The sequence below is a fragment of the Actinoplanes sp. NPDC048796 genome, assembly GCF_040650035.1.
Taxonomy (GTDB): domain Bacteria; phylum Actinomycetota; class Actinomycetes; order Mycobacteriales; family Micromonosporaceae; genus Actinoplanes.
The window spans coordinates 222,137-245,760 of the sequence record NZ_JBEZGO010000002.1; the positions used below are offsets into that span (position 1 = coordinate 222,137).

Here is a 23,624-nt window from a genome sequence, read left to right on the forward strand (position 1 = left end):
CCGCCGAACCGCCCGGTCACCACCATCGTCTCCTGTGTTGAGATTTCTTTCCGTGGTCTTCGCCGCTTTGATGATCATCTGTCCGGCTTCGCCGGCGGCGGCGATCGCGTACGGCGAAAACGCGCGGGACGGCGCCTACCCCTTCGCGGTGCTGCTGACCATGAAGGGCCTGCCCACCACCGACGGCGGCAGCCGGGACAGCTCCTGCTCGGGCGCGCTCGTCGCGGAACGCTGGGTGATCACCGCCGGGCACTGCTTCCACGACGCCGACGGCAAGCGGGTCGGCCGCCCGGTCGCCGAGAAGACCGTCGCGACGATCGGCCGCGTCCAGGTCAACGGGCGCGGCGGCCACGAGGTCGAGGTCGTCGCGGTCCGCCAGTCCGGCACCCACGACGTGGCCCTGGCCGAGCTGGCCGCCCCGGTCACCGGCATCACCCCGCTGCGCCTGGCGACGACACCGCCGGCCGCGGGCGAGACGGTCCGCCTCACCGGTTTCGGCCTGACGGCCCGAGACGGTGAGTACGTGCCGGTGTCGCGCCTGCAGACGGGCCGCTTCCGCGTCGACCACGTCGGCGACTCCCTGCTCGAGACGACCGGGATCGCCCCGCACGACGAGACGAGCCCGTGCCCGCACGACTCCGGCGGCCCGTACTTCCGCGAACGCAAGGGCGAGGACCCCGTACTGGTCGCGGTCGTCAGCTCCGGCCCCGGCTGCCCGCACAACGGCCCTGACTACAGCGCCCGCATCGACAACATCACCAGCTGGATCACCACCACGATCACCACGGACCCGGCGGGTTTCCCGCTCGGCTGGACGATCGCGGGCGCCCTGGCCGCCGCCGGCGCCGTCATCCTCTGGGCTTTGCGCCGTCGTCTACGTTCGTGACTTGTGGAGCCCGTCATCTCACTCGGTCCCGGTGACGACCTCAAGCTGGTCGTCGGCCTCGGCGTTGTCGACCTTCACGTCGGCACCCATCGCTATCGCGCCCACTACGAGGACGGCGACGGTCTCGCCGAGGCGCTGGGAACCGTCCAGGACGAGCTGACGGCGGGGCGGGCCGTCACCGACCTCAACGCCTTCCTCGAACCGCTGGTCGGCCGCAAGCCCTTCGCCGAGGTTCCGCCGTCCTGGCTGCGCCGAAAATTCATGTCACGATGAGGGCCCGCCCGGACATGGGATGAGCGTGAGCCCCGGTATCGAACACGAGGAACGTTTCCGGCGCGTCTACAGCGCGAACTTCGAGGCGCTCCTGGCGTACGCCGTGCGGCGCGTCGAGCAGCCGTCGGACGCCGCCGACGTGGTCGCCGAGACCTTCCTGGTCGCCTGGCGCCGCCAGGACGAGATGCCCACCGGCGAAGAGACGAGGCTTTGGTTGTACGGCGTGGCCCGCCGCGTCCTGTCCAACCACCACCGGGGCGGCGTCCGCCGAGCCCGCCTCGGCGACCTGCTGCGGCAGCGGCTCACCCCGGCCGCCGCGGCCGACCCGGGCACCGAGGTGCCGGAACGGCTCGCGGTGCGGGCCGCCCTGGCCCGGCTCAGCACGCTCGACCGTGAGGTGCTGACCCTGACCATCTGGGAGGGGCTGCAGCCGCGCGAGGCGGCCACCGTGCTGCAGGTGAGCCCCGAGACCGTCCGCACGCGACTCTCGAGGGCGCGGGCGAGAATGCGCGACCTTCTCGGTAACGACCGGCGCGCCGCCGGACATGTGCTCGACGTCCTGACCGCATCGACCCCCGAGGAGGCCTGAGAATGTCCGACGAACAGCTCGACCGGCTGGTTCGCGACGCCGACCCGTACCGGCGCGACACGACCGGCACCTTCGACGGGGCCGAGCACGCGCTCCTGGAGGAGATCATGTCCGAGCCCGTCCGCAAGGCGCCACGCTGGCGCGGCCTGGCCACCGCGATGGCCACCGCGGCCGCCGTCACGGGTGTCCTGGTGGCATCCGCCGTGATCCGCGACCGGCCGGAGAGCGGACAGGCCGCTCCCGCCGTGACCCAGTCGGCCGCGGTGCCGTTCCAGGCGGCATCCGCCGAGAACTTCCCCCGCCTGCTGATCGACCAGCCCGGCTGGAGGGCCACGAACGTCTACGGCTTCGCCGGCCCGGACGGCACCATCGCCTTCAAGGACGGCGACGGCCGCGGGTTCGAGATGAACTGGTACCCCGCCGAGGAGTACAGCGGCTTCTACAAAGACCGGCTCGCCGTCAGCCCGCCCGTGCCGGCGGTGGTCGACAGCTGGAAGGGTGCCCGGTTCACGTACAGCAAGAACCGCTTCGCCATCATGCTCGAACCGCGCGCGGGCGTCTTCGTCGAACTGGGCACGGCCGAGGGCGACTGGGACCTGGCCGGCTTCAACAAGGTGGTCGCCGCCATCAAGCGCGCCGACGTGGAAACCTGGCTGAAGGCCCTCCCGCCCGAGATCGTCACGCCCGGCAAGGAGGACGAGGTGGCCAGGACGATGCTGGCCGACATCCCGCTCCCGCCCGGCTTCGACACGGCGACGCTGGCCGGCTTCGGCGCCAACGACCGCTACCAGTTCGGCGCCAGGGTGACCGGCCACATCACCTGCGCCTGGATCGCCGAGTGGAAACGCGCCAGCCTGGCCGGCGACACGGCGGCCGAGAAGAAGGCCACCGACGCGCTGCGCGGCAGCCACAAGTGGAAGACCCTCCACGACATGAACGCCGAGGGCGACTACCCCGAGGCCGTCTGGGAGTACGCCGACCGCACCGTGGCCGGCGACCCCCCGACCGAGCAGGAGGTCGACCAGGGCCTCGGCTGCTCCTGATCCCCAATCCCTGACCAGGGCCGGGGGCGCATCGCCGCCGCGGCGACATCGTCGCCGCCGCGGTGTCGCCTCCGGCCCTGTTCTTCGGCTAGCCCGGAAACTGGTACCCGCCGACCGGCGACATCCCCGTCCACGGGACGCCTTCCACGGAGCCGCAGCACGGCCCTGGCCCGCTCGAACTGCCAATGGGAAGACATCGACGCATCGCCGTCGCCAGCACTGCCGGCCGGACGGGCGTCCGGCGATCGTGCTGTGGCGGTCGGTGTTCGAGTGCCGGTCCACCCACGGGACGGACGGCGGGTGGGTGGGCGCCTGAACTGCGGTTTCTGGTGCAAGACGTCGATGTTTGGCTATAACGGACAAATTGTGTGCTGATCTGCCCGAAATCTCCCTAAGACTCCCCGGACGTTGTTGGGCGCTCGGGGGAGGCTGTGGGTTTTGCAGGGTCGCGTCAAGGTGCCCGTACATCCCGCGCTCTCCGGTGAGACGGTCACGCTCGCCGGGCGGTATGACTATCCGGCGTACAGCCTGCTGGCGGGAGCGCCGGTGTCGGCGGCGGAGGCCGGTGGGCGGATTCGGATGCGGCGGCTCGCCCGGCGGCGGCCGCTGACGACGCTGGCCATCACCGTGCTGGCGTTCGCGTTTGAGACGACTTTCTTCTTCTGGCTTGTGTCGTCCATCGAGCTGCCTGATCGGGGTATGCGGCCGTGGCTGTTCGGGGCCACCCTTGTGATGATTGTGGCGACCGCCCTGATCGAGCTGTTTCGGCTGGTCAATGTGGTCACGCTGTGTTTGGCGACGTTATGGGCCCGTGATCCGCAGCCGGTGGCGCCGCCGGCCGGTCTCAAGGTGGCCTTTCTGACCACGATCGTGCCGGGCAAGGAACCGATCGAGATGGTCGAGCGGACGCTCTGGGCGGCGCGGCAGGTTCGGCACCCGGGGCCGTACGAGGTGTGGCTGCTCGACGAGGGCGATGACGACGACGTGCGGGGAATGTGCGCGCGGATCGGGGTGCGCCATTTCTCGCGGAAGGGCGTCGCGGCGTACAACACCGAATCGGGTCCGTTCAAGGCGCGCACCAAGCACGGCAACTACAACGCCTGGGTGGATCGGCACGGGGACGCGTACGACGTCTTCGTCTCGGTCGATCCGGACCATGTGCCGCTGCCCAATTTCTGTGAGCGGCTGCTCGGCTACTTCCACGACGAGGATGTGGCCTTCGTCGTCGGGCCCCAGATCTACGGCAACTACGACAACGTGGTCACCCGCTGGGCCGAGTCGCAGCAGTACCTTTTCCATTCGCTGCTTCAGCGGGCCGGCAACAAGCACGGCATCGCGATGCTCGTGGGCACCAACAACGCCGTACGCATCAAGGCCCTGAAAGCAATCGGCGGTCTGCAGGACTCGATCACCGAGGACATGGCGACCAGTCTGGCCGTGCACGCCGCCAAGAATGAGAAGACCGGCAAGCGGTGGCGTTCGGTGTACACGCCCGATGTGCTGGCGGTCGGTGAGGGGCCGTCGTCCTGGACCGACTATTTCAGCCAGCAGCACCGGTGGTCGCGCGGCACCGACGAGGTGGTCGTGACGAAGTTCGGGCGGCTCGTGTGGCGGCTCGGGTTCAAGCGCAGCGTGCACTACGGGCTGCTGATGTCGTACTACCCGCTGACCGCGCTGGCCTGGGTGCTCGGCGCGGTGAACGCCACCTGCTATCTGATTCTCGGGGCGAAGGGCGTGCAGGTGCCGCACGAGGTGTGGCTGATGCTGTACGCGGACGCCGCCCTCTTCCAGGTGGGACTCTACGTCTTCAACCGGCGGCACAACGTCTCGCCGCACGAGGTGGCCGGGTCGTCGGGGCTGACCGGCATGATCGCGTCGACGCTGTGCGCACCGGTCTATGTGAGCTCGTATGTGGGCGCCGTGCTGCGCCGCCGGGCCGGGTTCGTCGTTACTCCCAAGGGCGATTCGACCAGCCCCGACCGGCTGAGCACCTTTCGGCACGGGCTGGTGTGGGCGGCCTTCTACGCCGTCCTGCTGGCCAGCGCGCCGATCGGACATCACGTCAACGGCGCGATGTGGCTCTGGCCGAGTTTGAACCTGGCCATTTGCCTGGCCCCCACGGCAATCTGGCTCATAACAAGGAAGCGATAAGTGAATCCCCGACCCAGACCGACCCTTACCCGGCGCCTGCTGAGCTATCTGATAACGCTGGTGGTGCTGGGGTTCGTCGTCGCGGTGAACCGGCCGATGATGGCCGCCGCGAATCAGGCCTATCGCGAGTTCACCATCAACCGGCAGTCCTACAAGGAGAAGTACGGCCACTGGTCGCGCCTGCACGTGCCGGACAGTTTCCGGGTGAACGCGATCCACGCCGCGCTGCTGCACACCGGCAAGGTGCTGATCATCGCGGGCAGCGGCAACAACCGGGAGGCGTTCGAGGCCGGCACGTTCCGGACCGTCCTGTTCGACCCGGCCACCGACCGGTTCACCGAGGTGCCGACGCCGACCGACGTGTTCTGCGCGGGGCACACGTTCCTCGGCAACGGCAACGTGCTCGTGGCGGGCGGGACCAAGTCGTACGAACGCCTGGAGAAGGACATCACGCACGCCGCCGGCGTGATGAAGTTGAAGAACGAGTCGCCGAACGGCGGGCCGCGCACCTTCCGCAAGGGAACGACGCTGCTCAGCGCCGACAACACGAGATATCGGACACGCGCCGACGTGGTGCTGAATCCGGCGACGGCCATGAAGCACGGCGATCAAACCATGATCCACGCTTCCGAGGTCGAGGTCTGGGTCGACGCGGAGAAGCCCGGGGACGGGCCGATCGTCCGCAAGCCGGCTCAATACCGGGTGGAGGGGCTGACCGGCGACGACCAGCGCAACATCTACGGCCTGGCCGACAAGATCACCCGGGAGAAGCAGGAGTACGGCGGTGACAAGACCGCGTACGAATTCGACCCCACCACCGAGCGGTACGTGCGCGTCGGCGACATGGTCAAGCACCGCTGGTACCCGACCCTGACCGAGATGCCGGACGGCAACGTCCTCGCCGTCTCCGGCCTCGATGAGTTCGGCCGGCTGCTGCCCGGCGACAACGAGCGCTACCTGGTCGACCGCCGGCAGTGGGAGGCCACCCCCGGGCTCAAGCGCCAGTTCCCCACCTACCCGGCCTTCCACATCATGGACGACGGACGGCTCTTCTACTCCGGGTCCAACTCGGGCTACGGCTCCGACAAGATCGGCCGTACGCCGGGAATCTGGGATTTGACCGATAATTCCTTCACCCCGACGCCCGGCCTGCGGAATCCCCGGATGACCGAGACCAGCTCGTCCGTGCTGTTGCCGCCGGCGCAGGAGCAGAAGGTGATGATCTTCGGCGGGGGCGCGGTCGGCGAGTCGCCGGTCTCCACCGCGCGCACCGACATCATCGACCTGAACGCGCCCCGTCCGGCCTACCGGCCCGGGCCCGACCTGCCCAAACCGGTGCGCTACCTGAACGCCGTGATCCTGCCCGACGACGGCGTCTTCACCACCGGCGGCTCGTCGGGCTACCGCGGCGGGCCGTACCGGGGCGAGGCGCGCTCCGACCTGTTCAACTCGCAGATCTACCGGCCGCGGGCGAACCGGTTCGAGAAGGCGGCCGACTCCACGGTCGGCCGCAACTACCACTCCGAGGCCATCCTGCTCCCGGACGGCCGGGTGATCACCCTGGGCAGCGACCCGCTGTACGACGAGACCGGGCGCAACCCCGGCTCGTTCGAGAAGCGCATCGAGGTCTACAGCCCGCCGTACCTGTTCAAGAAGGGCGACCGCCCGACCATCACGAGCGGTCCGCGGGAGGTCTCGCACGGCTCGGTCATCCACTTCCCCACCCCCGACGCGGGGCGTGCCGTCTCGGCCCGGCTGATCCGGCCGAGCGCGGTCACCCACGTGCTCGACGTCGACCAGCGCTCGGTGGCGCTGCCGCTGCTCCGCCGGCCGCACGGGGTCACCTTGACCTTCCCCAAGCGCGACGGCGTGATGCCGTCCGGCTGGTACATGCTGTTCCTCGTCGACGACCGGGGTGTGCCGTCGGTGGGCCGGTGGGTGAGGGTCCGGTGAAGCGCCGCTACCTCCTGCTGACGGCCGCCGCGCTGGTCGCCGCCGGCATCGCCGCTCCGGTCGCCATAAGCGCCAGCGAGAAGAAGGAGACGCCGGCGCCCCCCGAAGAGGCCTGGGACGGCCGTCTCACCGGCCAAGGACTCTACGTCGATCCCAACGGCGCCGCCGCCGATCAGGTCCGCGCGTGGGAGGCGGCCGGCCGCACGAGGGACGCCGCGATCATGCGGCGCATCGCCGACCGGCCGACGGCGACCTGGTTCGCCGACGAGTCGACCGGAAATGCGGCGCGGGCCCGGCAGCTCGTCACCGACGCCGGCCGGGCCGGCAAGCTGCCGATCCTCACGCTGTACCACATCCCGAACCGGGACTGCTCCGGTCATTCGGCGGGCGGCGCGGCCACCGCGGTCGCCTATCGCCGGTGGGTCGACGCGCTGGCCGCGGCGATCCGCGGGCATCGCTCGGTGGTGGTGCTGGAGCCCGACGCGGTCGCGCAGACCGTGCGCGGCTGCCTCGACGCCAAGGCCGCGACCGAACGGTTCGCGCTGCTCACGCACGCCGTGACGGTGCTGCGGGCCAACCCGGGCACGCTGGTCTATGTGGACGCGGGCAACCCGACGTGGATCCGCAAGCCGGCCCAGATGGCCGCCGCCCTGCGCCGGGCCGGCATCCAGCGGGCCAGCGGCTTCGCCCTCAACGTGGCCAACTTCGAACGGACCGCCGACAACGTCCGGTACGGCACGGCACTGTCCCGCCAGCTCGGCGGCACCCACTTCGTCGTCGACACCAGCCGCAACGGCAACGGCCCGGCCACGGTGGGCGCGGGCGACCGCCACTGGTGCAACCCGCCCGGCCGCAAGCTGGGCGAGGCGCCGACGACCCGCACCGGGCTCACGCTCGTCGACGCGTACCTGTGGGTGAAGAGACCGGGCGAGTCCGACGGCGCCTGCTCCCCCGGCGCCCCGCCGGCCGGACAGTGGTGGCCCGAATACGCGCTGACGCTGGCATCATGACGGCGTGACGCTGATCGACCTCGTGCCGCCGGAAGTGGTGATCGTCGAGGCCTTCGGCGACCTCCCCGGCGAAGAACCGTTCCCCGGTGAGGAACAACTGATCGCGCGGGCCACCGAGGGGCGGCGCCGCGAGTTCATCACCGGCCGTCGCAGCGCCCGCGAGGCGCTGCGACGGCTCGGCTTCCCGCCGGCGCCCATCCTGACCGGCCCGCGACGGCAGCCGCTGTGGCCGGCCGGGGTGGTCGGCAGCATCACGCACTGCGCCGGCTACCGGGCGGCGGCGGTGGCCCGGGCCGGTGACATCGCGTCGGTGGGCATCGACGGCGAGCCGCACGCGGCGCTGCCACCCGAAGTCGTTCCGGGCGTCACGCTGCCCGCCGAACGCGAGATGCTGGCCGGGCTCGGCGGCGACCTCCACTGGGACCGGCTGCTGTTCAGCGCCAAGGAGTCCATCTACAAGGCGTGGTTCCCGCTGACCGAGCGCTGGCTCGGCTTCGACGAGTGCGTCCTGACCATCGACCCGGCCGCGCGGACGTTCACCGGCCGGCCGCTCGTCGACTCCCCGCTCCCCGAGTTCCACGGCCGCTTCACGGTCGAGCACGACCTGGTCCTGACCGCGGTGACGGTAGGGTCGCGGCCGTGATCGCGGTGCAGTGCTCGCGTTTCGGCGGGCCCGAAGTCCTGGAACTGGCCGACGTGGCCGAGCCGGTGGCCGGCGCGGGGCAGCTGCTGGTCGAGGTCAGCGCGGCCGGGCTGAACTTCGCCGACACCGGCCGGATCGCCGGGAGCTACCAGCCCACGCCCGCGCTGCCGTTCGTGCCGGGAACCGAGGTGATCGGGCGCACCGGCGACGGCCGGCGGGTCATGGCGACCACATTCGACGGTGGCGGCTTCGCCGAGCGCGCGGTCGTGGCCGCGGCCGACGCCGTCGACGTGCCCGACGGGGTCGGTGACGCCGAGGCACTGGCGCTGCTGGTGCAGGGCCTGACCGCCTGGCACGTGCTGCGCAACAGCGCCCGCCTCGCGCCCGGCGAGACCGTCGTCGTCAACGCCGCGGCCGGCGGGGTCGGTTCGCTCGCCGTCCAGCTCGCCCGGCACTTCGGCGCCGGCCGCGTCATCGGCACGGCCTCCACCCAGGCCAAACGCGATCTGGTGGTCGCGCTGGCAGCGGACGTCGCGGTTCCTTCAGACGCTTGCGGGTACGCCGAGAGGGTCGTCGAAGCCAACGGCGGCCGCCCCGTGGACGTCGTGCTCGACTCGGTCGGCGGCCGGGTGTTCAGCGCCGGGCTCGACGCGCTCGGGAACTTCGGCCGGCTCGTGACCTTCGGCAACGCGTCACGGGAGGGCCGCCCGCCGGTCGACCCGGGCGTGCTGGCCGACCGGAACCTGGCGGTCGCCGGCTTCTGGCTGCGGCCGGCGCTGACCGTGCCCGGCGCCTACCGCGAGCCGCTGGCCGAGATGCTCGGCCTCGTGGCGGCCGGCCGGCTCCGGCCGCTCGTCGAGGCCACCTATCCGATGACCGACGTGCGCCGGGCCGTCGACGACCTGCTCGCCCGCCGCACCACCGGCAAGATCACGGTGAGGCCGCCCGGCGGGCGTTGACGAGCCGGGCCGGCCGCCCTCGGGACGGGCTGATCCGGCGCTCCACCCGCCGTCGCGTTTTGCGCTGGTCTGTCGGGGAATTCCGACGTCATGCAGCCGAACAGTCCGACCGAACCCCTTCCCATCGCCCGGGTGAACGTGGGCATGACCGTCGTCGACGCGACCGGCGACGAGGTCGGCTCCGTGACCGCCGTCCAGATGCCGGGCACCGACGTACGGCCCGACACGGTGGCCGGAGTAGCCGAGAGCCTGGTCGCCACGGGCTACCTGCGTATCGACGGCACCGGCCTGCTCTCCAACGACGTGTACGCGGGCGGCGACCAGATCGCCGACAGCGTCGAGGGCGAGCCGGCCGTGGTCAACCTGCGCGTGCCGCGCGACGAACTCCACCGCGCGGCGAGCTGAGCCGCCTCGGCGGCGCCTACGCGCTCCAGGGCGGCGCGCTCCCCCTGGATCGTTCGACGACGTCGCCGAGGCCCTACCGCGGGTACCGTGTCAGGAATGCGCGTTCTTGTGGTGGGTGGGCACGGAAAGGTGGCGCGGCTTCTGCTGCCGCTGCTCGACGAGGCGACTGCGGTCTTCCGGAACGCCGAACACACGGCCGAGGTGGCCGCGACCGGCGCGGAACCGGTGGTCTTCGACATGGAACAGGCGAGCGTCGAGGAGATGGCGGCCCTGTTCGAGGGCCACGACGCGATCGTCTGGTCGGCCGGGGCCGGCGGCGGAAACCCGGAGCGGACGTACGCGGTGGACCGCGACGCGGCGATCCGGTCGATGGACGCGGCGACCCGCGGCGGGGTGAACCGCTATGTGATGGTGTCGTACTTCGGGGCGGGCCCCGAGCACGGGGTGCCGCCGGAGAACGGCTTCTACGCCTACGCCGAGGCGAAGGCGGCGGCCGACGCCCACCTGCGCGAGTCGAAGCTGAACTGGACGATCCTGGGGCCGAGCGCGTTGACCGACGCCCCCGGAACGGGCCGCATCGAGACGGCCGAGCAGGGCTCCACGTCGGGTTCGGTGTCCCGCGCCGACGTGGCGGCGGTGGTGGCCGAGGTGCTGGGCGAGCCGTCCACCTACGGGCGCACCATCAACTTCAACAACGGCGCGACCCCGATTCCCGAGGCCGTACGCCTTCTGTAACTCACCACTCCCCATCAACCGCCGGATCACTCCACCACCGCGGATCGGTCCGCGGCGCCGGCCCAGTCCGATCCTCATCCAGCTTCGCAACGGTCGTGGCCGGCTGCGCGCCGGGCCGGCCGTGGGCCGGCGGCTCGGTGGCCCGGCTGTGGGACAGCGGCTCGACGGGCCGGCTGTGGGCCGGCGGCGCGGCGGGCGTGGCCTGGTACGGCGGCATGGTGGGCCGGCTCTGGTAGGGCGGCACCATCGCCTCGGCGCGGACTGCCGGCGCGGGCTGGCCCTGATACGGCGGGACGAGGGGCCGGGCCTGGTAGGGCGGCACCATCGCCTCGCCACGAACCGTCGGCGCGGGCCCGCCCTGGTAGGGCGCCACGATCATCTCGGCATGGGCGGTCGGCGCGGGCCCACCCTGGTACGGCGGCACCACCGTCTCATCATGGGCGGTCGGCGCGGGCTCTTCTTGATACGGCGACACGGCAGGCCCTGCCTGATACGGCGGAACCATCGCCTCGGCCCGAACCGACCGAGCGGGGCCACCCTGATACGGCGGCACCATCGCCTCAGCCTGGGCCGGCCGCGCGGAACCACCCTGATACGGCGGCACCATCGCCTCAGCCTGGGCCGGCCGCGCGGAGCCGCCCTGATACGGCGGCTCCGACGCCTGGGCGTGAGCCGTTGCCGTGGGGAGAGCGGAGAAGTGCGGGTAGCCGGACTCCGGATGGCCGGACTGCATATAGGCGGGCTTCGGATAGTCGGACTGCGCATGCTGGGCCTGGCCGTACTGGGGCTGGCCATGCTGGGGCTGGGCGTACTGAGGCTGGCCGTGCTGGGGCTGGGCGTACTGAGGCTGGCCGTGCTGGGGCTGCCAGTACTGAGGCTGGCCGTGCTGGGGCTGGCCGTACTGGGACTGGGCGTATTGGGGCTGCGAGTGCTGCGGGTACTGCGGCCGCTGGTAGCTGGACTGGGGGTAAGCGGGGACGGCCGCGGCGGAGGGGACGGCGGCGGCTCGGTAGGCCGGTTCGATGGGGTGAGCGCGGTTGGGCGGGCGCCAGATCGGCGGGGCGCCCCACCAGATGACCTTTTCGCCCAGGGGGCGTACCCAGGCCGGGATCTCGGGGGCGGGCAGCGCCGCCCGGACCCGCTGGGCCAGGGCCGGCTGGGCGCTCTCCTCCGGCTTGGCCGTGACGTGGGTGGCCGGGGCCGTTGCCAGCACCACGGCCGCCGTGACCGTGGCGACGCCCGCGATGACGGCGGGGAGCAGCCACCCCTCGCGGACGGTGTCGCCCAGGAACGCCATCGCCACCACCGAGGGGGCGCAGACCTCGGCCGTCCAGTGGATGGCCGTGACCGGGCCCACGTCGCCGTGCTGGAGGGCGTGCGCGTAGAGCATCATGCCGGTGGCCGCGAACGTCAGCAGGGCCAGTGTGAGCGGTTCGGTGACGATCGCCAGGGCCGTCTGGCCGGTGCTCAGGCCCTCGGGGACCGGCAGGGAGCGGCCGATCAGGGCGGCGCCGCCCAGTGACAGGCCGGCGAAGGCGGCGATCAGGCCGCCGGGGGCCTGCACCTTGGCCGCGCCCCAGCCGACCAGCACCATCACCATCGCGGCGGCGCAGAGCGCGAAGCGCAGTTCGTCGCTGGTGTGCACGTCGTCCTGCGGGCCGGCCGACAGGGCCAGGAAGCTCAGCGAGGCGATCGTGACGACGACCGCCGCCGCGTCGCGTTTGCGCAGGCGGCAGTCGAGGGCGAAGCGGGCCACGAGGACGGTGATGGCGAGCGAGCCGGCCAGGATGGATTCGACGACGTACACGGCCAGCTCGCGCAGGGCGATCATGGCGCCGATCCAGGCCAGGATGTCGAAGAGAAGGCCCAGCATGTAGAGCGGGTGGGCCATGGTGCGGACCGTGCCGACGCTGCGGCGGGCGCCGACGGCCTGGAGGATGGAGGCGGTCGCGTAGCAGAGGGATCCGAACACGGTGATGCCGAGAGCGAACCACCCTGCTGTGGTCATCCGAACCACCCCCGCCAGAAGGTGACGCTATCGAGAAAGTGACGCTACGCGACCGTCCAATTACGCTCTGATGATATGCGTCCAACTAGACAAGCGCGATAGCTGGGCCAAGACCAACTACAGGTCAACCTCGACCAAGGGCCGGCCCGCGTACGTCTCGACCTCCACCGACGCCACGTCGGCCGGAGCGATCAGGGCGCTGCCCTCGACGCTGGTCTCCGGCTCCGACACGAGCCAGCTGCCGGCGAGTTGCCGGGCCCCGTCCTGGCCGACGACATAGAGACGGCACTGCTCACCAGCGGGGACGCCGCCGACGGAGGCGCTGAGCCGCACCCAGCCGGCCGCGGGCCGGACGGTGACGTTCATGCTGACCCCGGTCGCGGCGTTGGTCGCGGCGCCGGAGACCGGCGGGGCGGCGGAGGCGGGCGCCGGCGACTGGGTGGCCGCCACGGCCGCGGGCGCGGTGCTGCGGCCGGCCCAGGCCCCGCCGCCGAGCGCGGCCACCGCGACCAGCGCGGCGGCGAGGGTCCACACGAGACGGCGGCCTTTGTCGCGGCGGTCGCCCTCCGCCCGTACCTCCGCAAGCGTCCGTTGCAGCAGCGCATCGCCGCCCTGGGGTGGCCCGTCGAGGAAGGCCTCGGGCGGCACCTCGCCCAGCAGTTCCTCCGTGGCCCGCAGCTCGGCCACCTCGCGCCGGCAGTCCGCGCAGCTCTCGACGTGCGCGTGGACCGCCGCCCACTCGTCGTCGTCGAGGACGCCGAGGGCGTACGCGCCGAGCTGATCGGTCTCGTGCCCGGTCACGCGGTCACCCCGCGCAGCCGGCGCAGCGCCTGGTAGCCGCGCACCTTGACCGTCTCGGCGGGCACACCGAGCGTGGCCGCCGCCTCCTTGAGGTCGCGGCCCTGGAAGTAGAGCGCGTTCAGCACCTCGCGCTCCTCGGCGGGAAGGGCCTCGACGGCCCGCAGCATCGCGATCGACCCGGTGGCGGGCACGACGGCCTGGGTGCGCGTGCGGAGACGGGCCACGGCCAGATCTCGTACGGCCTCGAAAAGCTCCGCCCTGGTGTCGGTGAAAGCGGCACGCACCAGCGTCTCCTGAACGACTTCGGCCCCCTGGGTGTGGTCGCCGAGCAGCCTGGACGCGTACGCCAGGAGGGCGGCGCCGTGCTCGGTGAAGAGCCGCCGCACTAGCACTTCGCCGGCGGCACGGTCGCGCCGGCTCACTCCCCCACCCGCAGCACCGTGATGGTGTGGTCCTTGCCGTTGGAGACGTACGCGAAGCGGCCGTCGGGGGCGACCGTGATGCTGCGCGGGCTGCCGCCGACCTTGACCGTGGCGGTCGCCACGCCGGTGGTCGTGTTCAGCACGGAGACCGTGTTGTCACCCTCGTTCACCACGTACGCGTGCCGGCCGTCGGCCGAGACGCCGACACTCTGCGGCTCGCGGCCCACCTGGTACGGCCCGCTGCGCCGCAGCGTGTTGGCGTCGATGAGGTCGGCGGTGTTCGCCTCGTAGCCGGCCACCAGCACCACCCGGCCGTCCGGGGAGACGGCGATGCTGTGCGGTGCGCGGCTGACCGGAATGGTGGTGACCAGCTTGTTCGCCCGCATGTCGATGACCGAGACCAGGTTGGACTCGTGGTTGGCCGAGAACGCGCGGCCCAGGTCGGCCGAGAAGCCGACCGCGTGCGGGTTGGGCGGCAGAGTGATGTTGCCGGTGCGCTCCAGGCTGCCGGCCTTGAAGATCTCGACCCGGCCCTCGCTGTGGATCGGCACCCACAGGTTGCCGTCGGGGCCGACCGACAGGGTGTACGGCTGCAGGCCTGTCTGGAGGTAACGCACGACCTTCTTGGTACGCGCGTCGACCACCGCCACGCCGCTGCCGGTGCGCTTGTCGTTCTCGTACATCGAGACGAAGACGAGGCGGCCGTCGCGGGAGGTGGTGGCGAACCGGGGGTTGTTCCGCAGGGTCACCGAGGTCACCTTGCGGCTCGGCACGTCCATGATCGAGAGAACGTGCGAGTTCTGGTTGGCCACGTAGACCGTGCGGCTGTCGGGCGAGATGGCCAGGCCCTCGGGTTCGGTACCGACCCGGACGGTGCCGGCGACAGTGGGCGCGGCCAGGCTCTTCACCCGCGCGCCGAGCGGCACCCGGGTGACCTGCGGCGCGAGCGAACCGGCGGGGCCGATCTCCTCGTTGGCCTCCGGCGCGGTCGGCTCGGCGGCCACGTTCCGGCCCGGTGAGGTGTCGTTGAGCAGGGCCATGGCGACACCGGCGCCGCCGAGGACGACCAGCGTGGTGAGGATCGCGACGAGCACCGTCGTGCCGATCTGGCGGCGCGGGGGCGGTGGCGGCGGGGGCAGCACTGTCACCCGGGCCGGGCCGTAGCCGCCGTAGCCGGACACCCCGTCGTACGTCCGCAGGCCGTCGGCCTCGGCCGGCACCCGTTCGAGGGGAACCGTGGCCGCGACCTGACCGGTGACGCGGACCTCGGCCCAGCCGGCCGGGCCGCGCACGGTCACCGAGCCGTCGAGCCAGTCGGACCGGGGCAGCCACATGATCCGCAGCTGGCGGTCGGTGAGCATCGCCCGCAGGCCGGGACCGGAGACGGTCACGGTGGCGCCGGCGACCGCGAGCGGCGGCCCCTCGACCCGGACGTCGGCCACCAGGCGCGGCGTCTCGGCCGCGACCACACCGAAGTCGACCCGCTCGGGGTCGAGACGCACGGCCGTCTGCTCCAGGGCGGTGGCCGCGGCGGCGGAGACGCTGCGGCTGTCGTCGTCCATCATCCGCTGCAGGGCCAGCCGGGCGGCGGAGGCGGTCTCGAGGTCGGCGCCCCAGGCGAGCCGGGCCAGAGTCTCCACGCCGGACAGCCTGGTCTCCCGGATCGGGCTCCCGATCTCGGCCAGTGCACTCGGTGGCAACTGATCTTCACTCATAGTGTCCCCGCGATCATCATGCTGTGACGATGGCGCCTTTTGGAAGACACGGAGCGAAGTTGGCACCTGTTTCGATATCCGTCGCGGCCGCTGAGATCCGCCGGTGGCTCTCACCGTCGCTTCTCTGACCGGCCACATCGAGCGCGATCTCGACGCCGATCTGGCCCGCTTCCTCCCCTCCCCGGACGGCATCGTCGAGCTCGAGGAGGAGGTCATCGAGGCCGGCACCCGGTTCGCCGGCCTCGGCGTCTTCGTCTGGCACATGGTCCGCTACCGGGCCGTCCGCAACGGCACCCTGTCCCGGGACGAGGTCAAGGCCGACTTCCGCGCCCTGGCCCAGGACGGCGCGGTAGCCGAGGGCGTGGGGCTGCTCGCCTCGATGCGCTAGTTGAGTTGCCAGATGGCCAGGTTGAGGGCGCTGGCGTACGTCACCCAGGCCCAATACGGGAGCAGGAGCAGGGCGGCGCCCCGGTGGACCTTCCAGAAGGTGACTACCGTGGCGCCGATCAGGAGCCACAGGACGGCGATGTCGGCGAAGGCCAGGCCGTACTGGCCGGCGCCGAAGAACAGCGGGGTCCAGATCGCATTGAGCACCAGCTGGGCGGTGTAGAGCCAGAGCGGCCGGGTGAAGCCCGCCCGCTGCCAGACCAGCCAGCCGGCCAGGGCGATCATCACGTAGAGCACCGTCCAGACCGGGCCGAACAGCCACGACGGCGGGGCCCAGGCGGGCTGCTGCAAGCTGTTGTACTCGGTGGACGTGCCGGCGACGCCCAGGCCGCCGATGGCGGCGGCGACGAAGACGGCGAACCCGAAGACGAGCAGGGCGATCCAGCGGTGGGTGGCGCGCGGGCTTCGGGCGGCGTACGTCATAAGACCGGAATGCCCGCGTCCCGGCAGGTGAAACGCCTTAGGAAAAGCGGCGCAAGCTCTTAGCGGATTTTGAGAATCCGCTCTTAGAGTCGAGGGATGCTCACTGTTGCGGGTGCGACGTGATGGAAGTCCTGCCGCCCGGCACTGATCAGACGCCGCGGGAAACGCCGAAGCCGCGACGTTCGACGGGGCGCAGAGTTCTGGTCGGCGCGGTCGCGGTCTGGGCCGTGGCGATCACCGCGGTCGTGCTCTTCCGGTCCTCTCCGGAGCCCGCCGCGACGCCCCGGCCGTCCGCGTCGCCGTCGGCCTCTCCGGGGCCGTTGACAGTCACCGAGGTCTATCAGGCGCTGCGTCCCTCGGTCGTGCTGATCAAGGCCAGCGGCGGCGGCGAGGGCGCCGACAGCGGCACCGGATTCATCATCAACGCGGACGGCACGATCCTCACCGCTCACCACGTGATCGAGGGCGCCAAGAACATCCAGATCTCGTACGCCGACGGCAGCGAGACGACCGCACAGGTCGCGAGCTCGAGCCCCGCGCAGGACATCGCCACCCTCACCCCGGCCAAGCTGCCCGAGACGGTGGTGCCGGCGGTGCTCGGCGGCGGCTCGGCGGTCGGCGACGACGTGGTGGCCATCGGCAACCCGCTCGGCCTGACCGCGACCACCACCAGCGGCGTCGTCTCCGGCCTCGAGCGCACGCTCGCCCGCGACCGGGGCGGCGACATCGCCGGGCTCATCCAGTTCGATGCCGCGGTCAACCCGGGCAGCTCGGGCGGCCCGCTGATCAACACGCAGGGCCAGGTCGTCGGCGTCGTGGTGGCGCTGGCCAACCCGACGGACGCCGGCACCTTCATCGGCATCGGCTTCGCCGTGCCCATCGGGGCCGCTCTCGGCGGCGGCGAGGGCGACGGACAGGCACCGCCCCTCTGAGAAAAAGGACGGACTATGAGCCCCTACAACTGGACCGACGCTCCGGCGGCCTCGGCCGGGCCGATCGAGAAGGTGCTCTACGAGGTCAAGAAGACCATCGTGGGGCAGGACGTCCTGCTCGAACGGCTCATCGTGGCCCTGCTCGCACGCGGGCACATTCTGGTCGAGGGCGTGCCCGGTCTGGCCAAGACGCTGGCCGTGAAATCGCTCGCGGAGGCGATCGGCGGCGAGTTCCACCGGGTGCAGTTCACGCCCGACCTGGTGCCGGCCGACATCGTCGGCACCCGCGTCTACCACCAGCCGACCGGCGAGTTCCAGGTGCAGCTCGGCCCGGTCTTCACCAACCTGCTGCTGGCCGACGAGATCAACCGGGCGCCGGCCAAGGTGCAGTCGGCGCTGCTCGAGGTCATGCAGGAACGCCAGGTCACGATCGGCCGCGAGACCCACAAGGTGCCCCACCCGTTCCTGGTCATGGCCACCCAGAACCCGATCGAGACCGAGGGCACCTATCCGCTGCCCGAGGCCCAGGTCGACCGCTTCATGATGAAGGTGCTGGTCGGCTACCCGAGCCCGACCGAGGAGTTCGTGGTGGTCGAGCGGGCGCTGACCAAGGCCGCGGTCATCCAGAAGATCATCGACCCCGACACGCTGGTCGAGCTTCAAGAGCAGACCGACCGGGTGTACGTCGACCCGTCCCTCATCGAGTTCGCGGTGAACCTGGCCCACGCGAGCCGGGACCCGGCCCGGATCGGCCTGACCGACCTGGCCCGGTACGTGACCTTCGGGGCCAGCCCTCGGTCGTCGATCAGCCTGGTCCTCGCGGCGCGGGCGCTGGCCTTCGTCCGGGGGCGCGAGTACGTCGTACCGGAAGATCTGACCGACCTTGCCCTCGATGTCATGCGACACCGCATGGTGCTGTCTTACGAGGCGCTGTCGGATGAGGTCACGCCCGATCTGATCCTGTCGAAGATCCTGGCCAACGTGGCGATCCCGGAGCCCGCCGGGCGAGGCCGCTGACGCATGACCACCCCTTCGGACAGGTTGCTGCGGCGCCTGGAGTGGCGGCTCGGCCGCCGCCTCGACGGGCGGCTGCAGGGCGCGTACCGCACGGTGTGGCACGGCACCGGCATCGACTTCACCGACCTGCGCGCCTACACCGCCGAGGACGACGTCCGGCACATCGACTGGAACGTCACGGCGCGGCTCGACGAGCCGTACATCAGGCAGTACACCGAGGACCGCGAGCTGACCGCCTGGCTGGTGGTGGACCGGTCGGCCTCGATGCGCTTCGGCCGCGGCGAGGGCAAGGAGTCCGTCGCCGCCGAACTGGCGGTCGCGCTGGCCCGGCTCGTTTCCCAGGGTGGGAACCGGGTCGGTGCGATCCTGTTCGACAACGACTCGCACCAGGTGATCCCACCGCGGCCCGGCCGTGATCAGATCTTGCGGATCACGAGAGCCCTGCTGGCTCCTGCACCGAAATCCTCGGCTATTACGGATTTGTCTGAAATGTTTCGGATGGCGGCGGCCACCACCTCCCGGCGCCGGAGCCTGGTGTTCGTGATGTCGGACTTCATCGGCGAACCCGGCTGGGACCGGTCGCTGGCGATGCTGACCCACCGGCACGAGGTGGTCGTGATCAGGGTGGTCGACCCGTCGGAACTGGATCTGCCGGACGTGGGCGTGATCCTGGTCGAGGACGCCGAGACCGGCGAGCAACTGCTCGTCGACACGAGCGATCCGCTGCTGCGCGGGCGCCTGGCCGAGCAGGTCGGTGCTCGCGAGGACGCGGTGGCCGAGGGCATGCGCAAGGCGGGGGTGGCGGCGCACCGGGTCACCACCGACCAGGACATGCTGGCCGCGCTCGTCGAGATGGTCCGCACGTCCGGACGGGGGCGCCGGTGAGCTTCCTCCATCCCCTGCTGTTGATCGTCGCCCTGGTCGTCACGGCGGCGGCGGTCCACGGCTACCTCTGGCTTCAACGGCGCCGCAGCTCGGCGCTGGCCGCGGCGGGCTTCGCGTCGCTGGTGTCCCGCGGGTCCGCGGTGCGCCGCCATCTCCCGTACGGCCTGATCCTCCTGGCCCTGCCGGTCCTGCTGGTGGGACTGGCCCGGCCGCAGGCCGAGCTGACTGTGCCGCGCGTGTCCGGGACCGTCCTGCTCGCCTTCGACGTCTCGAACAGCATGCGGGCGACCGACGTCAGCCCGTCGCGGCTGGCGGCGGCGCAGCAGGCGGCCACGGAGTTCGTCGAGGACCAGCCGGACACGGTCGACGTGGGTGTGCTCGTCTTCGGTGAGCAGGCCCTGCTCACCCAGGCGCCGACCGACGACCACGGCGCGGCGGTGTCCGCCATCGGGCGGCTCTCGGCCAGTGGCGGCACGTCGCTCGGGCAGGCGATCCTGGTCGGGCTCGGCACGATCACCGGCAAGCCGGTCGCCCTGCCCGAGGACGGCGCGCCGGCGCCCGAGCTCGGCTACTGGCCGTCGGCGACGATCGTGGTCTTCTCGGACGGGCAGGAGACGGGCGGCCCCGACGTCGAGGCGGCGGCCGAGTTGGCGGCCGCGGCCGGGGTACGCGTCCAGACCGTCGGCGTGGGCACGGCCCGGGGCGCGACCGTCGAAGTCGACGGCTATCAGTTGGGCACCCAGCTCGACGAGCGGACCCTCACCACGATCTCGCAGGTCACCGGCGGCGCCTACCACCCGGCGGGCGACGCCGCGGCGGTGTCCGACACGACGAAATCGATCGACCTGCGGCTGACCGCCAAGAAGGAGCCGGTCGAGCTGACCGCGCCGTTCGCCGGCGCCGCCCTGCTGCTGCTCATGCTCGGCGCGCTGCTGGGCACCCGCTGGCACGGAAGGATCGTCTGATGTCGTTCAGCTGGCCGTGGGCGCTGCTCGCGCTGCTGACCGTGCCGCTGCTGCTGGCGGCCCGCTGGTGGCTGAACCGGCGCCGCAAGCGCACCGCCGTCACCGTCTCCAGCGTCGCGGTGATCCGGGCCGCGCTTCCCGGGCGGACGTCCTGGAAGCGCCGCATCCCGGTCTGGCTCTTCCTGGCCGGTTTCCTGCCGCTGGCCGTCAGCCTGGCCCGCCCGCAGGCGACCGTGTCGGTGCCGTCCAACAGCACCTCGATCCTGCTGGCCATCGACGTCTCCGGCTCGATGTGCTCGACCGACGTGGAACCCAACCGGTTCACCGTGGCGACCGACGCGGCGCGCGAGTTCATCAAGGCCCAGCAGGACGGCACCCGGATCGGGCTGGTCGCCTTCTCGGGCATCGCGGGCCTGCTGGTCGCGCCGACCACCGACAAGGACTCCCTGCTCGACGCGATCGGCACCCTGCGCACGGCCCGTGGCACGGCGATCGGCCAGGCCATTCTGACCTCGATCGACGCCATCGCCGAGACGAACCCGAACGTGGCCAAGACGGGCGCCGACCTGCCACCGTCGGAGAACACCGGCGACTACGAGCCGGACACCATCGTGGTGCTGACGGACGGCTCGAACACGACCGGCGTCGACCCGGTGACGGCAGCCGAGCAGGCGGCGGCGCGCAAAGTACGCGTCTACACGATCGGCTTCGGTACGACCACGCCCGCCCCGATGGTCTGCACGGCCGACCAGATCGGCGGCGACTCCCCCTTCGGCGGCGGCCGGTTCGGCGGCGGCGGCCGGGGTACCGGCCGCAATCAGGAGATCGACGAGGACGCCCTGACCCAGGTCGCGGACGTGACCGGCGCCAAGTACTTCCGGGCCGAGGACGCGGATCAACTGGTGGACGTGCTGACCGACCTGCCGCGCGAATTCAACCTGCGCGAGCAGAAGGTCGAGGCGACGGTCTGGTTCGTGCTGGCCGGCGCCGTGCTGGTCTTCGCCGGGGTGGGGCTTTCGCTCTGGTGGAACCGGGCACCCCGGCCGAAGGAATAGAGACTCCAGCCGAGTGCTCACCTCGGCCCCGGGCCTGTCGATGAACAGGCGTGCCCGACCGTCCGCCCCTCTTCGCCGATCGCGCGTTCCAGGCCGTCACGGCATTGCTGATCGTCAATGTCGCCGCGTTTCTGGTCCAGGAGGGCACCGGACCGCTGTGGCCGGCGCCGGTGAACTGGCTCCTGGTGATCGCGGTCATCGTTCCGGCCCTCGTGCTGTGCCGGCGGGTGCAGACCGATCCGGGCTCCGCCCCGGTGGTGCGCCGCTACTGGCGCACGGTCGAGGTCGGCATCTCCCTCTTCGTCGGCGTCACCGGGTTGCGCGTTCTCGCCGAAGCCGGCGTGGCCGGCTGGCTGCTGCCGGCTTCGGTGGTCCTGCACATTCTGGGCGGCGTCGTGCTGACCTGGCCGCTGATCGGCCTGCCGTTCAGCGCCCGCGACCGCACCCGCATGGTCGGCGTCTGGCTCGATCTGGGCACGCTGTCGGCCGCCGCCGGGCTGCTGGTCTGGCACTTCGCCGCGTCCGCCCTGTTCGCCGACGGCCGGGTCACCGTGCCCCGGGTCCTCGCCGCGGCCACCATCATGGGCGCCGGCCTGAACGGCGTCTACCTGGCGGCCAAGGTGGTGCTGGCCGGTGTCGACTCGTTCGCCCGGCGCGGGCTGTACTGGATCGGCGCGTCGGCCTTGATCGGTGGGCTCGGCTCGGCGATCAGCTTCCTCCATCCGCACCAGCCCGACGGCAACCTGCTGCTCCTGGTGCTGCCGTTCGCGGCGTTCGCCGCCGCCACCGGCGCCCGGACGCAGGTGGTGGACACCGCGGCCGGCGCCCGGTCCCGGCGGGCCCCGCGCGGCTACAGCCTGATGCCGTACCTGGCCGTCGCGGCGGTCGACGCCCTGGTCCTGCTGCACAACGTCCGCGGCACCGGGGACGGGTTGCTGATCGACGGCGTCGCGGTCACACTGACCGCGCTGGTGGTCGTCCGCCAGCTGATCGCCTTCCGGCAGAACGACGCCCTGCTGGCCCGGATCGGTTACGAGGCCTCGCACGACATGCTGACCGGCCTGGCCAACCGGGCGCTGTTCGGCGAACGGGTCACCGCCGCGGTGACCCGTTCCGGCCCGGACGAGCCGTTCAGCGTCGTGCTGATCGACCTCGACGACTTCAAGACCGTCAACGACACCCTCGGGCACGCCACCGGCGACGCGCTGCTGGTGCACGTGGCCGAGCGGATGCGGGCCAACGTCCGGCCGGTCGACACGGTCGCCCGGCTCGGCGGCGACGAGTTCGCCATCCTCTTCGAGGGCGCCGCGGGCAAGGACGTGGAGCGGATGCTCGTGCGGATCGCGGCCGCCCTGCTCGAGCCGGCCCTCGTCGACGGCCGGCCGCTGACCGCGCGTGCCAGCTTCGGCGTGGCCGACGGCCACCGCGGCGACGACGCCGGTGACCTGCTGCGCCGGGCCGACATCGCGATGTACGAGGCGAAGGGCCGGGGCGAGGGCGGATACGAGCGGTACCGGCCGGAGATGGAGACGCGCGGCGCCGAACGCAGCCGCCAGGCCGCCGCGCTGCGCACGGCCATCACCGAGGACCAGCTGGCCGTGTACTTCCAGCCGGTGGTGACGCTGCCGGACGGCCGGATCACCGGCGCCGAGGCGCTGGTCCGCTGGCAGCACCCGGTCGAGGGCCTGCTCGGGCCGGGCGCCTTCATCGACACCGCCGAGGAGACCGGCCTGATCGTCCCGCTCGGCGTCTGGGTGCTGCGTGCCGCCACGCGCGAGGCGGCGACCTGGCCCGGCGAGCCGACGGTGTCGGTGAACGTGTCGGCCCGGCAGCTCCGCGAGGACGGATTCCCGGCCGTGGTGGCGGCGGCGCTGCGCGACAGCGGTCTCCCGGCCCACCGGCTGACCGTGGAGATCACCGAGTCGGTGGCGGTCGGCGGCGGCGCGACCACCGAGAACCTTCAGGGCCTGCGGGACCTGGGCGTACGGCTGTCGCTGGACGACTTCGGCACCGGCGCGTCCACGCTCAGCCTGCTCGCCAGCTGCCCGGTCGACCAGATCAAGCTGGACCGCTCCTTCGTGCCGGACGGCGGCTCGGACGCGATCGCCGACGCCGTGGCCCAGATGGCCCGGGCGTTCGGGTTGCAGACGGTGGCCGAGGGCGTAGAGACCGCGGAGCAGGCGGCCCTGATGACCCGGCTCGGCTACGAACGCGCCCAGGGCTTCCACTTCGCCCGCCCGATGAGCGCGGCCGACCTGCGCGGCCGCCTCGGCGCGGCGACCGCCCTCAGCTCATGAACGTGGCGAG

23 protein-coding genes are annotated in these 23,624 nt (G+C 71.7%); 18 read left to right on the forward strand and 5 right to left on the reverse strand.

The window, feature by feature from the left end; translation table 11 throughout:
- The first annotated feature begins 34 nt into the window (after positions 1 to 34).
- The 11 genes from AB0C26_RS09275 (at position 35) to AB0C26_RS09325 (ending at position 10,647) form a co-directional block, all read left to right on the forward strand.
- Positions 35 to 886: a S1 family peptidase gene (locus AB0C26_RS09275; protein ID WP_360244227.1), complete on the forward strand. Its 852-nt coding sequence runs from the start codon at positions 35 to 37 to the stop codon at positions 884 to 886.
- Positions 887 to 889: 3 nt separating this feature from the next.
- A complete protein-coding gene (locus AB0C26_RS09280; protein ID WP_360244230.1) occupies positions 890 to 1,159 on the forward strand; it encodes a hypothetical protein in 270 nt (89 codons plus the stop codon).
- A 19-nt stretch (positions 1,160 to 1,178) separates the two neighbouring features.
- Complete coding sequence (locus tag AB0C26_RS09285; protein ID WP_360244233.1) at positions 1,179 to 1,748, forward strand: RNA polymerase sigma factor; 570 nt, start codon at positions 1,179 to 1,181, stop codon at positions 1,746 to 1,748.
- A gap of 2 nt (positions 1,749 to 1,750) precedes the next feature.
- The gene (locus tag AB0C26_RS09290) at positions 1,751 to 2,791 is read left to right on the forward strand and encodes a hypothetical protein (RefSeq protein WP_360244236.1); all 1,041 of its coding nucleotides are present in this window, start codon (positions 1,751 to 1,753) and stop codon (positions 2,789 to 2,791) included.
- A 456-nt stretch (positions 2,792 to 3,247) separates the two neighbouring features.
- Positions 3,248 to 4,942, forward strand: coding sequence for a glycosyltransferase family 2 protein (locus tag AB0C26_RS09295; protein WP_360244239.1), 1,695 nt, complete (start codon positions 3,248 to 3,250; stop codon positions 4,940 to 4,942).
- Complete coding sequence (locus AB0C26_RS09300) at positions 4,943 to 6,895, forward strand: galactose oxidase early set domain-containing protein (RefSeq protein WP_360244242.1); 1,953 nt, start codon at positions 4,943 to 4,945, stop codon at positions 6,893 to 6,895.
- A complete protein-coding gene (locus tag AB0C26_RS09305; RefSeq protein ID WP_360244245.1) occupies positions 6,877 to 7,905 on the forward strand; it encodes a glycoside hydrolase family 6 protein in 1,029 nt (342 codons plus the stop codon). Before AB0C26_RS09300 ends, AB0C26_RS09305 begins: the two co-directional genes overlap by 19 nt.
- Positions 7,906 to 7,909: 4 nt before the next feature.
- A complete protein-coding gene (locus AB0C26_RS09310) occupies positions 7,910 to 8,548 on the forward strand; it encodes a 4'-phosphopantetheinyl transferase superfamily protein (protein ID WP_360244248.1) in 639 nt (212 codons plus the stop codon).
- Complete coding sequence (locus AB0C26_RS09315) at positions 8,545 to 9,507, forward strand: zinc-binding dehydrogenase (protein WP_360244251.1); 963 nt, start codon at positions 8,545 to 8,547, stop codon at positions 9,505 to 9,507. Before AB0C26_RS09310 ends, AB0C26_RS09315 begins: the two co-directional genes overlap by 4 nt.
- Before the next feature lie 90 nt (positions 9,508 to 9,597).
- Positions 9,598 to 9,912 carry a hypothetical protein gene (locus AB0C26_RS09320; protein WP_360244254.1) on the forward strand — a complete coding sequence of 105 codons (315 nt, stop codon included), beginning with the start codon at positions 9,598 to 9,600 and terminating at the stop codon, positions 9,910 to 9,912.
- Between the two features lie 96 nt (positions 9,913 to 10,008).
- Positions 10,009 to 10,647 carry an SDR family oxidoreductase gene (locus tag AB0C26_RS09325; RefSeq protein WP_360244257.1) on the forward strand — a complete coding sequence of 213 codons (639 nt, stop codon included), beginning with the start codon at positions 10,009 to 10,011 and terminating at the stop codon, positions 10,645 to 10,647.
- 1 nt (position 10,648) lies between these two features.
- On the opposite strand, the gene AB0C26_RS09330 is transcribed toward AB0C26_RS09325, so the two are convergent.
- The 4 genes from AB0C26_RS09330 to AB0C26_RS09345 all read right to left on the reverse strand — a co-directional run bounded on the left by AB0C26_RS09330 (position 10,649) and on the right by AB0C26_RS09345 (position 15,593).
- Positions 10,649 to 12,655 (reverse strand): hypothetical protein, encoded by a 2,007-nt coding sequence (locus AB0C26_RS09330; protein ID WP_360244260.1) that lies wholly within the window; start codon positions 12,653 to 12,655, stop codon positions 10,649 to 10,651.
- A gap of 117 nt (positions 12,656 to 12,772) precedes the next feature.
- Positions 12,773 to 13,456: a zf-HC2 domain-containing protein gene (locus AB0C26_RS09335; RefSeq protein WP_360244263.1), complete on the reverse strand. Its 684-nt coding sequence runs from the start codon at positions 13,454 to 13,456 to the stop codon at positions 12,773 to 12,775.
- On the reverse strand, positions 13,453 to 13,878 hold the full coding sequence (locus tag AB0C26_RS09340) for a sigma factor-like helix-turn-helix DNA-binding protein (protein WP_360244266.1): 426 nt from the start codon (positions 13,876 to 13,878) through the stop codon (positions 13,453 to 13,455). The genes AB0C26_RS09335 and AB0C26_RS09340 overlap by 4 nt, the downstream gene beginning before the upstream one ends.
- Complete coding sequence (locus AB0C26_RS09345) at positions 13,875 to 15,593, reverse strand: YncE family protein (RefSeq protein WP_360244269.1); 1,719 nt, start codon at positions 15,591 to 15,593, stop codon at positions 13,875 to 13,877. Before AB0C26_RS09345 ends, AB0C26_RS09340 begins: the two co-directional genes overlap by 4 nt.
- Before the next feature lie 103 nt (positions 15,594 to 15,696).
- Between AB0C26_RS09345 and AB0C26_RS09350 the strand changes: the two genes are divergently transcribed.
- Positions 15,697 to 15,981 carry a hypothetical protein gene (locus AB0C26_RS09350; protein ID WP_360244272.1) on the forward strand — a complete coding sequence of 95 codons (285 nt, stop codon included), beginning with the start codon at positions 15,697 to 15,699 and terminating at the stop codon, positions 15,979 to 15,981.
- On the opposite strand, the gene AB0C26_RS09355 is transcribed toward AB0C26_RS09350, so the two are convergent.
- Positions 15,978 to 16,463 (reverse strand): TspO/MBR family protein, encoded by a 486-nt coding sequence (locus AB0C26_RS09355; protein WP_360244275.1) that lies wholly within the window; start codon positions 16,461 to 16,463, stop codon positions 15,978 to 15,980. The two genes, AB0C26_RS09350 and AB0C26_RS09355, sit on opposite strands and share 4 nt — an antisense overlap.
- Positions 16,464 to 16,690: 227 nt before the next feature.
- On the opposite strand from AB0C26_RS09355, the gene AB0C26_RS09360 reads away from it, so the two are divergent.
- From AB0C26_RS09360 to AB0C26_RS09385, 6 genes are read left to right on the forward strand one after another with little or no spacing between them, the layout of a single operon-like run.
- Complete coding sequence (locus AB0C26_RS09360; RefSeq protein ID WP_360244278.1) at positions 16,691 to 17,395, forward strand: trypsin-like peptidase domain-containing protein; 705 nt, start codon at positions 16,691 to 16,693, stop codon at positions 17,393 to 17,395.
- A 15-nt stretch (positions 17,396 to 17,410) separates the two neighbouring features.
- Positions 17,411 to 18,412, forward strand: coding sequence for a MoxR family ATPase (locus AB0C26_RS09365; RefSeq protein WP_360244281.1), 1,002 nt, complete (start codon positions 17,411 to 17,413; stop codon positions 18,410 to 18,412).
- 3 nt (positions 18,413 to 18,415) lie between these two features.
- A complete protein-coding gene (locus AB0C26_RS09370; protein WP_360244284.1) occupies positions 18,416 to 19,297 on the forward strand; it encodes a DUF58 domain-containing protein in 882 nt (293 codons plus the stop codon).
- Positions 19,294 to 20,262, forward strand: a complete 969-nt coding sequence (locus AB0C26_RS09375) for a VWA domain-containing protein (protein WP_360244287.1) — start codon at positions 19,294 to 19,296, stop codon at positions 20,260 to 20,262. Before AB0C26_RS09370 ends, AB0C26_RS09375 begins: the two co-directional genes overlap by 4 nt.
- On the forward strand, positions 20,262 to 21,317 hold the full coding sequence (locus AB0C26_RS09380) for a VWA domain-containing protein (RefSeq protein WP_360244290.1): 1,056 nt from the start codon (positions 20,262 to 20,264) through the stop codon (positions 21,315 to 21,317). Before AB0C26_RS09375 ends, AB0C26_RS09380 begins: the two co-directional genes overlap by 1 nt.
- A gap of 50 nt (positions 21,318 to 21,367) precedes the next feature.
- Positions 21,368 to 23,614: an EAL domain-containing protein gene (locus AB0C26_RS09385; RefSeq protein ID WP_360244293.1), complete on the forward strand. Its 2,247-nt coding sequence runs from the start codon at positions 21,368 to 21,370 to the stop codon at positions 23,612 to 23,614.
- Positions 23,615 to 23,624 lie beyond the last annotated feature (10 nt).

What these genes read in the sequence shown, in the direction of transcription:
- AB0C26_RS09285 (WP_360244233.1), top strand. Translation starts at nt 1,179, where the DNA reads ATGAGCGTGAGCCCCGGTATCGAACACGAGGAACGTTTCCGGCGCGTC.
- AB0C26_RS09290 (WP_360244236.1), top strand. Translation starts at nt 1,751, where the DNA reads ATGTCCGACGAACAGCTCGACCGGCTGGTTCGCGACGCCGACCCGTAC.
- AB0C26_RS09320 (WP_360244254.1), top strand. Translation starts at nt 9,598, where the DNA reads ATGCAGCCGAACAGTCCGACCGAACCCCTTCCCATCGCCCGGGTGAAC.
- AB0C26_RS09325 (WP_360244257.1), top strand. Translation starts at nt 10,009, where the DNA reads ATGCGCGTTCTTGTGGTGGGTGGGCACGGAAAGGTGGCGCGGCTTCTG.
- AB0C26_RS09330 (WP_360244260.1), bottom strand. Translation starts at nt 12,655, where the DNA reads ATGACCACAGCAGGGTGGTTCGCTCTCGGCATCACCGTGTTCGGATCC.
- AB0C26_RS09345 (WP_360244269.1), bottom strand. Translation starts at nt 15,593, where the DNA reads ATGAGTGAAGATCAGTTGCCACCGAGTGCACTGGCCGAGATCGGGAGC.
- AB0C26_RS09355 (WP_360244275.1), bottom strand. Translation starts at nt 16,463, where the DNA reads ATGACGTACGCCGCCCGAAGCCCGCGCGCCACCCACCGCTGGATCGCC.
- AB0C26_RS09365 (WP_360244281.1), top strand. Translation starts at nt 17,411, where the DNA reads ATGAGCCCCTACAACTGGACCGACGCTCCGGCGGCCTCGGCCGGGCCG.
- AB0C26_RS09370 (WP_360244284.1), top strand. Translation starts at nt 18,416, where the DNA reads ATGACCACCCCTTCGGACAGGTTGCTGCGGCGCCTGGAGTGGCGGCTC.
- AB0C26_RS09380 (WP_360244290.1), top strand. Translation starts at nt 20,262, where the DNA reads ATGTCGTTCAGCTGGCCGTGGGCGCTGCTCGCGCTGCTGACCGTGCCG.